The 12,876-nt window shown below is 46.0% G+C and carries 10 protein-coding genes; 1 reads left to right on the forward strand and 9 read right to left on the reverse strand.

Translation table 11 applies throughout. The annotated features are described in order from the left end of the window. Positions 1-30: 30 nt before the first annotated feature. Positions 31-1,668 (forward strand): eicosapentaenoate synthase subunit PfaD, encoded by a 1,638-nt coding sequence (gene pfaD / locus L3V36_RS12220; RefSeq protein WP_102452854.1) that lies wholly within the window; start codon positions 31-33, stop codon positions 1,666-1,668. Positions 1,669-1,765: 97 nt separating this feature from the next. On the opposite strand, the gene hflX is transcribed toward pfaD, so the two are convergent. The 9 genes from hflX to L3V36_RS12265 form a co-directional block, all read right to left on the reverse strand. Then, positions 1,766-3,133 carry a GTPase HflX gene (gene hflX, locus L3V36_RS12225; protein WP_017076784.1) on the reverse strand — a complete coding sequence of 456 codons (1,368 nt, stop codon included), beginning with the start codon at positions 3,131-3,133 and terminating at the stop codon, positions 1,766-1,768. 279 nt (positions 3,134-3,412) lie between these two features. Then, the gene (gene ugpC, locus L3V36_RS12230; RefSeq protein WP_208775067.1) at positions 3,413-4,525 is read right to left on the reverse strand and encodes a sn-glycerol-3-phosphate ABC transporter ATP-binding protein UgpC; all 1,113 of its coding nucleotides are present in this window, start codon (positions 4,523-4,525) and stop codon (positions 3,413-3,415) included. 6 nt (positions 4,526-4,531) lie between these two features. Then, positions 4,532-5,389, reverse strand: coding sequence for a carbohydrate ABC transporter permease (locus L3V36_RS12235; protein ID WP_102481567.1), 858 nt, complete (start codon positions 5,387-5,389; stop codon positions 4,532-4,534). Next, positions 5,386-6,324: a sugar ABC transporter permease gene (locus L3V36_RS12240; RefSeq protein WP_010439457.1), complete on the reverse strand. Its 939-nt coding sequence runs from the start codon at positions 6,322-6,324 to the stop codon at positions 5,386-5,388. The genes L3V36_RS12235 and L3V36_RS12240 overlap by 4 nt, the downstream gene beginning before the upstream one ends. 181 nt (positions 6,325-6,505) lie before the next feature. After that, positions 6,506-7,753, reverse strand: coding sequence for an ABC transporter substrate-binding protein (locus L3V36_RS12245; protein ID WP_048664276.1), 1,248 nt, complete (start codon positions 7,751-7,753; stop codon positions 6,506-6,508). Between the two features lie 111 nt (positions 7,754-7,864). Then, positions 7,865-9,310: an ATP-binding protein gene (locus tag L3V36_RS12250; RefSeq protein WP_017076787.1), complete on the reverse strand. Its 1,446-nt coding sequence runs from the start codon at positions 9,308-9,310 to the stop codon at positions 7,865-7,867. Between the two features lie 72 nt (positions 9,311-9,382). Continuing rightward, entirely contained in the window at positions 9,383-10,111 is a 729-nt protein-coding gene (locus L3V36_RS12255; RefSeq protein WP_017076788.1) for a response regulator transcription factor, read from the reverse strand. A gap of 157 nt (positions 10,112-10,268) precedes the next feature. Then, positions 10,269-11,726 carry a protein adenylyltransferase SelO gene (locus tag L3V36_RS12260; protein WP_102455753.1) on the reverse strand — a complete coding sequence of 486 codons (1,458 nt, stop codon included), beginning with the start codon at positions 11,724-11,726 and terminating at the stop codon, positions 10,269-10,271. Between the two features lie 478 nt (positions 11,727-12,204). Beyond that, positions 12,205-12,846, reverse strand: a complete 642-nt coding sequence (locus L3V36_RS12265) for a LysE family translocator (RefSeq protein WP_208775069.1) — start codon at positions 12,844-12,846, stop codon at positions 12,205-12,207. Positions 12,847-12,876 lie beyond the last annotated feature (30 nt).

The following is a 12,876-nucleotide window of genomic DNA, read 5'->3' on the forward strand; positions in this document are numbered from 1 at the left end:
GCCTGACACGGGACTAGGAAAGAAATAATTATGACAACTCAAACCACTATCAATAACGAAAAGCTATCTCCGTGGCCTTGGCAGATCGAAGAGAACACAACGCGTTTCGATAACGCAGCAATGTCGACAATCTTGAAAGATTTAAGCCTTGCTTGTTACGTTGTGAACCACCCAGAAAAAGGCTTAGGCGTAAGCCAACAAGCGGAAATTACATCGGGCGATTCAGCAAGTTCGGCGAACAACCAACCTGTTAGCGCATTTGCTCCAGCTCTTGGTACACAAAGCCTAGGCGACGAAGATTTTCGTCGCTGCCACGGCGTGAAATACGCTTACTATGCTGGCGCAATGGCAAACGGCATTTCATCTGAAGAGTTGGTGATTGCGCTTGGTCAAGCTGGCATTCTTTGTTCATTTGGCGCGGCGGGCTTAATCCCGTCTCGCGTTGAGCAAGCGATCAACCGCATTCAGGCTGCATTACCAAACGGTCCTTACGCGTTTAACCTGATTCACAGCCCAAGCGAACCCGCGCTAGAACGTGGCAGTGTTGAGCTGTTTTTGAAGCACAAAGTGAAAACGGTTGAGGCTTCTGCCTTCTTAGGTCTAACACCGCAGATCGTTCACTACCGTGCCGCGGGCCTTAGCCGCGATGCACAAGGTGAGATTCAGATTGGCAACAAAGTTATTGCTAAGGTAAGCCGTACTGAAGTCGCAAGTAAGTTCATGCAACCTGCTCCTGTGAAAATGCTGCAAGCTTTGGTTGATGAAGGCCGTATCACAGCAGAGCAAATGGAACTGGCACAGCTGGTTCCTATGGCTGACGATATTACTGCTGAAGCCGATTCTGGCGGGCACACAGATAACCGACCACTTGTTACTCTGCTTCCTACCATTCTAGCGTTGAAAGAAGAGATCCAAGCTCAATATCAATTCAAAACACCGCTACGTGTCGGTTGTGGTGGTGGCGTAGGTACGCCTGACGCGGCTCTAGCGACGTTTAACATGGGCGCTGCTTACATTGTTACTGGTTCAATCAACCAAGCGTGTGTTGAGGCTGGCGCGAGCGAACACACACGTAAGCTGCTTTCGACAACCGAAATGGCTGACGTAACGATGGCTCCAGCGGCAGACATGTTCGAAATGGGCGTGAAACTGCAAGTGGTTAAGCGCGGCACTTTATTCCCAATGCGTGCGAACAAGTTGTATGAACTTTACACTCGCTACGACTCAATTGAAGCGATTCCAGTAGAAGAGCGCCTGAAACTTGAGAAGCAAGTATTCCGTTCAACACTGGATGATATTTGGGCGGGGACTGTGGCGCACTTTAACGAGCGTGACCCTAAACAAATCGAACGTGCAGAAGGCAACCCGAAACGTAAAATGGCGTTGATCTTCCGTTGGTACTTGGGTCTTTCGAGCCGTTGGTCAAACACAGGTGAACAAGGTCGTGAGATGGACTATCAAGTATGGGCTGGCCCGGCACTTGGCGCATTCAACGCTTGGGCGAAAGACAGCTACCTAGATGATTACCAACAGCGTAATGCGGTCGACCTTGCTAAGCACCTGATGCACGGTGCGGCTTACTTAGCACGTGTTAACTTGCTGACTTCGCAAGGTATCAAGCTTGACCCAGAACTAGCACGTTGGAAGCCGACGCAAAGAATGGCATAGGCATTTCAATACAGCGTTAATTAAGCTCAACGAATAAAAAAAGCGACCTTAACGGGTCGCTTTTCTTTTGGTCATTTTTCTTAAGCTAGCTAAAAGATTAAGACTTCTGCATACGCTTTTTCAGTCGCGCTAAATCAATGGCGCTTGAACGAACCGTTAATTTGATGTGTTCGTAGTCGTACTCTTCTTTAACCACACTCATGTTTGAGCGAATCTCACCGATGATGCCTTGTCCAGAATAAGGGATAGTGATCTCTTCTTCGATCATGCCTTCTTCAGCAACACCAACGATGTACTTGTGCAGCTTCGTAATATCTAGCGGATCACGAGTCGACGTTAGCATCGCATCTGGGAATTCTTCGATCAGCTCTAATTGCTGTTCTTCAGTCAATCTATCGCACTTATTCAGCACTAATAGTTTTTCGCTACCCTCAACGCCCACTTGTGCTAATACGTCGTGTACCACATCAAGTTGTGCGCGGAACGAAACGTCAGAAGCATCAACTACATACAAAAGCAGTGAAGCATCATGCGCTTCTGCTAGCGTTGAGTGGAATGAAGCAACCAGATCGTGTGGCAGTTTCTTGATGAAACCAACGGTGTCTGAAACCAAGATACGAGGCTGAGTAATCGGCTGAAGTGCACGAACCGTAGTGTCTAGCGTCGCGAACAGTTTATCTTCACCCACCACTTCGGTTGCGGTCATTGCACGCATCATCGAAGACTTACCGGCATTGGTGTAGCCAACTAAAGCAACAGTGAAAAGCTCCGCGCGCCTTGTGCGTCGGGTCTTCATTTCATCTTGCACGCTTACTAGCTCACGCTTAAGCGCAGCAATTTGGTCACGTACGTTACGACGGTCTAGCTCTAGTGAAGTTTCACCTGCGCCCTGACCCATTTGACGCTCTTTATCACCCTCAGCCGTTTCACGAAGTCGTGGCACTAAGTAGTTTAGACGAGCGATATCAACTTGCAGACGAGCAGTACGAGTACGAGCGTGACGGCTAAAGATTTCGATGATGATGCCAGTACGGTCAAATACTTCCACACCCAAACTCGCCTCAACAGTACGCATTTGAGATGGGCTTAAATCACAGTCAAATACCACAACATCAGCGGCACCGTATTGGAAGTTGCCCGTTGGAAGATCATCAAAATCTAGCTCATCGATTTCAACATTAAAATCAAACGACTCATCAATAAAGTCTTCATCTTCTGCTTCTTCAATAGAGCCTTGATAACCAGTTAGGTGTGCAATTTCAGCAAGCTTACCGGCACCCAGCACATTCTGTCTTTGAGATGAACTGTGGTGTTGCGATTGTGTTCCGACGACTTTAAACCCTAGGGTTGTCACTAAGCGAGCAAGTTCGGCAAGAGACTCTTTTGCTTCGTCACCTTTAAAATCCGGTGTCGTAATAGAAATAAGTAAAGCGTTATTCGCCGCTGGTTTTGCTGTTAGTTTCATGTATTCTTCTGTTTATGCACCAAGGTGCAACCTAGTTTTTGGTCTAAAGTAGTGTGATCCTACGCGTTTCTACGTCAGCTTTATAGAGCTAAGGGATACTAAATCAAGATATTATTGCAGTAGAAGCATATATATCGTTTATCCCTCTGTTTTTATAAGGGATAAAAAGCAAGTATAGACAACGAAAAAGACAGCATCACATTACTTATGACTAGTTGGTGATACTGCCTTTGATTTAGACATGAACTTTGATTGTTAAACTAACTCAGCAACTAGAAGTTAGAAATCGATTCTCGCTTCGGTTTGAGCATCGAAGAATACCGCTTTGGATAGGTCAAAATGCAGTGGTGCCATTTGCCCAACGGAAACTTCAAATTCTGGCGATAAACGACACGCGACTTCTTGGTCGTTCACTTTAACCATTGCGATGGTATCTGGCCCTGTTGGCTCCAACACTTCCAATTGCAGATCTAGCTTTGTGGTTGCCGACACATCATCACCCTGCTGCTCAGTAATATGCTCAGGACGTAGCCCTATAACCAACTCTTTGCCATCTTGGTCGCGCATACTCTGTGGCAAGCGAATGTGGTGTTCTTGCTCAGCCGTGCCAGTTACTTTGATGATCGGATTCTGTTCATCATCCAAGTCCACCATGGTTTTAATGAAGTTCATTGATGGTGAGCCCATAAAACCCGCCACGAACATATTGTTTGGCTTGGTATAAATCTCTTGCGGTGTGCCTAACTGCTGCAGTTCACCGTCTTTCATTACTGCGATGCGATCCGCCAGAGTCATCGCTTCGATTTGATCATGGGTTACATAAACAATCGTGGTATTCAGCTTCTGGTGCAGACGTTTAATCTGATGGCGCATCTCAACACGCAACTTGGCATCCAAGTTTGAAAGCGGCTCATCAAATAGATACAGCTTAGGACGACGAGCTAGAGCGCGTCCCATCGCGACACGTTGACGCTGGCCACCAGAAAGTTGCGACGGTTTACGATCAAGCAACTGTTCGATTTGCAGCATTTCTGCCACTCGATTGACCTCAGCATCAATTTCTTGTTGCGGCATCTTGCGGATCTTCAAACCGAAAGCGATATTGCCGCGTACCGTCATGTTTGGATAAAGCGCGTACGACTGGAATACCATCGCGATATCGCGATCTTTAGGTTCAACCTGCGCCACGTCTATGCCATCAATTACAATCTCACCTGAGCTAATATTCTCTAGCCCAGCGATGGTGTTCATCAAGGTGGATTTCCCACACCCCGAAGGGCCGACAAGTATCAAAAATTCCCCCGAATCGATACTGATGTCGATGCCCTTTAACGTTTCGTTGTCCGCGTTGCGATAGGTTTTACGGATCTGTTTTAAATCTAATGTTGCCATGGGTAATTATCCTTTTACTGATCCTGCCGTTAGGCCACGAACAAAATATTTTCCTGCGAAGACATACACCAACAGCGTTGGCAGTGCGGCGATGATCGCGGCAGCCATGTCGACGTTATATTCTTTAACGCCAGTGCTGGTGTTGACTAGGTTGTTTAATGCCACGGTGATCGGCTGAGTATCTGAGCCGGAATAGACCACTCCAAACAAGAAGTCATTCCAAATCGCGGTGAACTGCCAGATCACCGTCACCATAATGATTGGTGTCGAGAGCGGTAATAAGATCTTGAAGAAAATCGTAAAGAAGCCAGCACCATCAAGCTTTGCCGCCTTGATCAATTCATCAGGAATCGAGATATAGAAGTTACGGAAAAACAGCGTGGTAAATGCCATACCGTAGATAACGTGCACAATCACCAAGCCGATGGTTGTGTTCGCTAGCCCCATCTTGCCGAGCATAGTTGCCATTGGTAGTAGCACTACTTGGAATGGAATGAAGCAGCCAAATAACAACAAACTAAAGAACAGGTTTGAACCTCTGAATTGCCATTTCGTCACGACATAGCCATTGAATGCACCGAGCAATGTTGAAATCGCAACCGCAGGAATCACCATTTGGAACGAGTTCCAGAAGTAGCCTTTGATGCCTTCACATTTCACGCCCGTACAAGCGGTGTCCCACGCTTTATACCAAGCATCGAACACCCACTCTTTCGGCAAGCTCATCAAGTTACCCGCCTTGATATCAGGCAGAGTTTTGAATGAGGTCAGCACCATCACGAACAATGGCATTAGATACACTAAACAGAAGAAAAGCAGTGCTGAATAGATAAAGATTCGTGCAAAATTGATGTTATTCATCATGACTTTTTCTCCCTAAGTTCAGAGTAAAGATAAGGCACGAGAATCGCTAAGATACCGGCAAGCATCATCATGGCACTGGCGGCACCAAGGCCGATTTGTCCACGAGTAAAGGAGTGGGCATACATGAATAGCGCAGGAAGATCCGATGAATAGCCCGGGCCACCCGCTGTCATTGCGGTCACAAGATCGAAGCTCTTAATCGCAATGTGTGACGTGATGATCACCGCGCTGAAAACCACTGGGCGTAAGCAAGGCAGAATGATTTTGAGATAGATAGTAGGTAAGCTTGCCCCATCAATTTGTGCCGCTTTGATGATTGAAGAATCGATGCCGCGAAGACCCGCTAAGAACATCGCCATCACAAAGCCTGAAGACTGCCAAAGTGCCGCGATAACCAAGGTATAGACCGACATTTCAGAGTTAACTAACCAATCAAATTTGAAGTCAGTGAATCCCCAATCTTGCATCAACTTTTCAATGCCAAGACCCGGATTAAGAATCCATTTCCACGCGGTGCCTGTCACGATGAATGACAACGCCATTGGGTACAGATAGATAGTTCGAATCGCCCCTTCTTGGCGGATATTCTGGTCAAGCAATACCGCCAAACCAACACCAAGCAAGATAGCAATCGCCATGAACAGAAAGCCAAACACACCGAGGTTAGTGATTGAGGTGATCCAGCGATCGTTGTCCATCAGCTTTTCATATTGGGTTAAACCAACGAAGTTAAAGCTCGGCAGAAATCGAGAGTTGGTGAACGACAACGCTGCCGTCCAAAAAATGTAGCCGTAGATACAGACCACGGTTACTAACGCGGTCGGCGCCAGTACAATTTTAGGTAACCAATGTTGCAACCTGTCAGCAAAACTCGGTTTCGGTGCAGGCTGGCTCCTTGTGGGTTTTGGAGTCGACTCAGTCAAAACATGCTCCATAACTTATCCTTGTTGCACAATCGAGCCAATGGCTTACCTTTCGGCACCACATCAGCATCACGCATATCAGAATTGGGAGTGAAGAGTAGATAGGCTCCCTACGAGCCTACCCACCCTGGGGGTTTGGTAAAGCAACACAACCCGTCACTCACGTGCGTTGTGTGTCGCTTATCAAGTTAGATTAGATAGCCGCTTTCACAGCTTTCGCTAACTTAGCCGCCGCTTCTTTTGGATCGGCATCTTTCTCGTTGAAGAAGTTGGTTACCACGTCGTAAATCGCGCCTTGAGCATAACTTGTCGTCGCTAGGCCGTGAGCCATACTCGGAACAAGATCGCCAGATTCAGCACTCGCTTTGAAGGTTGCCATTGAATCCAACGCACATTGGTCGAATTTAGACATGTCCATATCTAGACGTACAGGGATAGAACCTTTGTTAAGGTTGAAGACTTCTTGGAAATCTTTGGTAAGAATGGTTTTCGCTAGATCTTGCTGCGCTTTTTGGTTTTCTTTGTCACTTAACTCAAAGAACGCAAAGCTATCGATGTTGAAAGTGAACTGACCATCAGTCCCCGGTGCTGGTGCACAAATGTAGTCTTTACCTGGTACTTTGCCTGCCGCAGTAAACTCACCTTTCGCCCAATCACCCATGATTTGCATCGCGGCTTCGCCATTGATAACCATTGAAGTTGCGACGTTCCAATCACGACCTGGAGAGTTGCTGTCAATGTAGTCACGCATCTTTTTGAACTTGGTGAACACTTCCACCATCTTGTCGCCAGATAATACGTCCATATCAAGATCAACGAACGCTTTGTTGTAATCTTCACTGCCTAGTACATCGAGAGCCACCGCTTCGAATACGGTTGCGTCTTGCCAAGGTTGGCCACCGTGAGCCAGTGGAATGAAGCCAGCCGCTTTAATCTTGTCTGCAGCAACAAAGAACTCATCTAACGTAGTTGGAACCGTCACGCCTGATTTTTCTAAAACAACAGGGTTAGCCCAAAGCCAGTTAACACGGTGCACGTTGACAGGAACCGCCACATATTCGCCATCCCACTTCATCACTTTAGTCACCACCTCTGGCAGTAACTCATCCCATTGTTCTTGTTTAGCAGTCGCATCGAGAGACGTTAGAAAACCTAAACCACCCCACTCCTGAATATCATGACCTTTGATCTGCGCGGCAGATGGAGGATTGCCCGATACTGCTCGAGTTTTCAAAACAGTCATCGCACTTTCACCGCCGCCACCAGCAACAGCAAAATCTTTCCAAGTATGGCCTTGTTCTTCAATCATCTCTTTCAGTACCGCTGCGGATTTCGCTTCGCCACCGGCAGTCCACCAGTGGAGCACTTCCACTTCACCAGCTTGAGAAAATGTTGAGGCAGCAAGAAGAGATAGAGTAAGTAGGGTTTTATTGATTTTCATTATTATCTTCCATGTTTTAGCGGACTCGACGTCCGGTTCAATAAAGAGTCTACTTATTCTGATTGATAAGATTGAAACAAAAGGTAAGCCCTATGTAACACAATTGTTACATTACACTTCTAGGCCTGTGGGGATATAGACTTTGGCTTCTAAGCCGCCTTGAGAGGAGTTGCGAATAATGAGATCTCCGCCGTGTCCGTGCAGGATATTTCGGCAGATCCCGAGGCCAAGTCCGTGTCCTTGGTCGTCGGTTGCAAGCCTAAAGTAAGGTTCAAAGACCATCTCTAGCTTGTCTTCTGGAATGCCATTACCACGGTCTTGAATAGTCACGACCACCCAAAGCTCATCACCACTAACTTCCACTACGGCAGATGAACCATACTTAACTGCGTTGTCGATTAAGTTGGTCAGTACACGCTTAATCGCCAGTGGTTTCGCGACCAATGGCTCAATGACGACCGGCTCAAACTCTACCTTTGTTTGGTACTGGTTATGAGATTCAATCACAGAGAGCACCATTTCATTGAGGTCAATAATGGCATTATTCTCGTGTAGATCGGTGTCTCTTACCGCTTGCAAAGCACCTTTGACCATCATCTCGAGCTCATCGAGATCTTTATTGAATTTGTCTTTCTTTACTTCACTCTCCAACAACTCTGCACGCAATCTTAGACGTGTTATTGGTGTCTTTAAGTCATGGGAGATCGCAGAAAAAAGGTGCTCTCGGTCGGCAACATAGCGACGAATCCGTTGCTGCATGCGATTAAAGGCTCGGGTTGCGGTGACCAGTTCAGTCGCCCCTTCTTCTTTCAGTTGGGGTTGCTGAATGTCCATACTCATCTCATTAGCTGCTCTTGCTAACTTTTTCAGAGGACGCACTTGGCGACGAATCATCAAGTAAGTTAGAACCAGCAGAATAAGCGTTGAAGAAACTAAGAAGATCACCTGCTCTCTGCCAAGAATCGTATCGTCGAGTTTCACATATGGAGCAGGCAACAATGCCGCAATGTATACCCATTCGTGACTGGTCAATTCGATTTGTACAACCAGAATGGGTGGATTCAGCGGTTCTAACGTTAAAGTATGATGTGCCCAAGATCGCGGGAGATCGCTTAAGTAGATGTCGTTTTTAAGCAAGCGAAGGTGTTCAGGTCGAGAAAAATCCACCCGCACTGACGCCACTTTATTGAGTTTGCTACTCAAAACACTTTCTATCGCTTCAATCGAGGCGGTTTTTAAGCGGGTATCGGGGATCGGTTCGACAATCAAAGCCTCTTTATTGAAAGAAACGAAGAAACGCGTTCCCCCCATATTCCGTATTTGATCCAGCACGATATGACGATATTTAACGGGTAGAGATTGGAAAAAAGTCACCGTTGAAGCAAACATGTTCGCCATGCTCGACGAAGCAGAACGAATCCCTTCCAGCTCTTTGTGTTTTGATTCGCTATACCATATAGACGTTGCGATACCTTGAGCTATCACCACGGCTAACAGCGTCAACAATAAGGTTCTTGCGACTAACGAATTTGGTTTCAACCAACTCATCCAGTTCATACGAGATATTTCATCCGGAATACTTCATTGGAAATACTTTATTAGCATTACTTCATTAACAGTAGGTCATGCTTAGTGTTCATACTGAACCGGCACAGCAAGAATGTAGCCATTGCCACGCATGGTTTTGATGTAGTGAGGGTATTTACCACTGTCGCCCAGCCGACTTCTCAGGCGACTAAGCTGCACATCAATACCACGTTCAAAAGGCAGCGCTTCGCGGCCTCTGGTGGCGAAAGAGATGGTGTCACGATCGAGAACTTCATTAGGACGAGTTAAGAACAACATCAACAAAGAAAAGTCGCTGCCTGACAAGTCCATTTCTTCTGAATTTTCATTGTGGGAGATTCGATGCGCGAGCGTATCGAGCGTCCAATCACCAAAAATAATCTGCTTTGGCAGTGCATCACTTGGCTTGTCATCCACCACTTGAACACGGCGTAGTAGTGCTTTGATACGAGCCATTAATTGGCGCGGACTAAATGGCTTCGCAATGTAATCATCGGCACCAATTTCTAAACCAATAATTTGATCGGTTTCATCCGATACCGCTGTCAGCATGATGATTGGCACATTGGATTGCTTTCGAACTCGCTGACACAAGGTAAAACCATCGTCACCGGGGAGCATAACATCGAGCAGAATCAGGTCTGGATAACCTTGGCTTTGCAGGTGGGTTTCTAATTCAACACCGTCTCCAACAGAAGAGACATCGAAACCCGATTTTGTGAGGTACTCTTCCAGCAGCTCGCGGATTTCTTGATCATCATCCACCACGAGAATTCGAGTATTTGTTGGCATCGCCCAAACCTATTAAATTTACAACTTATTCACATAGTGTATAGGCTGGCCGATTATTTGATTATTGACATGTTTGTAAAGTTAGAAGAACGAACAGATAAAGATCACAACTTAGTGACCTCTATCTGTACTTAGCGACTCAAAGAATCATCGAAGGTTAAGAGGAGCAGCTGATTTCCATGGCTTTGCCCCACTCAGGCGGCAGCGCGGCAAGGTGTTCGTAGTCAGGATGTTCCGCATAAGGGTCTGCCAACACCACCATTAACGCATCAATATCACTACTATCACCACGCTCGGCTTTATCTATCGCAAGCTGAGCTAGGTAATTTCTGAGGATGTATTTAGGGTTCACCTGTCTCATCTTTTCACAGCGCTCTGCCACTGAACTGTCTTCTAATTCGCAGCGTTGTAAGTAGTTATCCATCCATAGCTTTGCTGCCTCGCGGTCGATAATCAAATCAATCACTTCCTGTGGCGGCAAGGTATCCAAGTTCGACAGCGTTCTAAAGAATCTTGGGTAGTCGACTTTGTTTTGCGACATCAACTCAAACATAGATTCAAACAAACGACTGTCACCTTCTTGTTTCGAAAGCAGCCCCAACTTACGACGCATCATCTGACTGAAATAACCATTCATTTGTGGTTCATATTGTTCGAGTGCAGCCTCAAGATCGGCTTTATCCACCAGCGGCGAAAGTGAGTGAGCCAGTGCCGATAGGTTCCACAATCCAATTCTAGGCTGTTGATTGAAAGCATAACGACCTTGGTAATCCGAGTGATTACAGATCAATCTTGGGTCATATTCATCAAGGAACGCGAATGGGCCATAATCGAAAGTTTGCCCGATGATCGACATGTTATCGGTATTCATGACTCCGTGAGCAAAACCATTCGCTTGCCACAGCGCGACCATTTCCGCAGTGCGATCAACAATCTCATTAAACATGGCTGCGTAGGGTTTATCTTCATCGAGGCATTCTGGGAAGTGCCATTCGATGACTTTGTCGGCCAATAATTTATGTTCTGCCAACTGATTGGTATAAAACAGGTGTTCAAAGTGACCGAAACGAATATGTGACTCAGCAGCACGCACCAACAATGCGCCCCACTCTTGCTTCTCACGATAAACCGGCGTATCGCTGGTCATCATCGCCAACGCACGTGTGGTTGGGATATTAAGACCCGCCATCGCTTCGCTACATAGATACTCACGAACCGTTGAGCGAATAACTGCACGACCATCGCCCATACGTGAATAAGGTGTTTTGCCTGCACCTTTTAGGTGTAAGTCGAACGTTTCGCCACTTTTCGCCACAACTTGAGCTAATAACAGCCCTCTACCATCACCTAAGTCCGGGTTATAAGAGCCAAACTGGTGACCTGCGTATTTCATTGCGACTGGCGAAAACTGCTCAGGTTCAACATTGCCAGATAACGTCTCAAGCAATTCCTCGGAAGCGTTTTCAAATGACGGAAAGCCAAGTTCATTCGCAAGATTATGGTTCCATGCGAGCCATTGGACATTGCTGAGCGGTGTAGGTTGAATTGGGGTATAGAACAGTCGAGGTAATGCGGTAAATCGATTGTTAAATGAAATAGAATCCCAGACAGACATGAGAGGCACACTGTAGATAAAAGATGATTTAAGATTATCACAGTTTGATAACAACTTCAGATGAGGTTACGCGATGAGCTTATGAGAGAAGATTGATTAGCTGTTTTACGAAGAGGAAAAGCTAAGTGGCTAGACTGATGAGAAGAGCCACATTCACGAGAGTAAGAGTTCTGACTTTGAAGACTTTTTAACAAGTGTATTCATAATAAAAACTGAAAATATTGAGCCATAAAACTGACTACATTAGAGCAAGAATACCCATTAGAGAAAGGGTAGAGAAAATCCAAGTGCGACTGATAACGCCGAAATTACTGTGTTGAATCATTTCTTGATGCTGCATATGTCTCTCCTCGAGAACGTGATGGTGTAACACCAATATATCGACTTTATGCTGATATCAGCAAGCACATTAATATTAACCTTTTATGACAACACCAAGAAACTTCTGTAACTATTCAACAATTTGATAAATCGAAAGCTATGCTCGACTGGTCGTCGAAAGCAGTGCGCCAGCCCCAATAAAGACACCTCCAGTGACACGATTGAATACCTTGGCTCGGCCTTTAGCAAACAACCAATTTGACGACTTCGCGCCCAAGTAGGCATACACCATTAGCCAAGATAATTCCATCACGGTGAAGGTCAAAGCAAACACGGTGAACTGTGGAACCAGAGCGATCGATGGGTCAATAAATTGTGGGAAAAGTGCGGTAAAAAATAGAATAGCTTTGGGATTGCTCGCGCCAACAATAAAGCCACTGAGGTAATGCTGCACAGCACTTTCTTTAACCGATTTAGAATCGGATTGTTGATTGGATAGGTTGTCGTAATCTTGCTGACTAGAACGTAGAGACTTCCAGCCAAGGTAGATTAGGTAAGCGGCTCCTGTCCATTTAATGACGTTAAACACCACCTCAGACGAAGCGATAATCACACCTAGCCCGGTAAACGATAACGTTAGAATTCCAGTAATCGCAGTTAAGCTACCCAGCGCGGTAAATATCGATAATTTAAAGCCAGATTGCACACCTTTGGTCATGCATAATAAAGAGCTTGGCCCGGGCGAAGCTGTCAAAATCAGCACCGCTAATAAATAATAAATCCATGTATCAAAGCTCATCGCGAATTCTCCTTAACTCACTAAAACGAC

Source organism: Vibrio sp. G-C-1 (assembly GCF_021728015.1).
In the GTDB taxonomy this organism is placed as follows: Bacteria; Pseudomonadota; Gammaproteobacteria; order Enterobacterales; family Vibrionaceae; genus Vibrio; species Vibrio splendidus.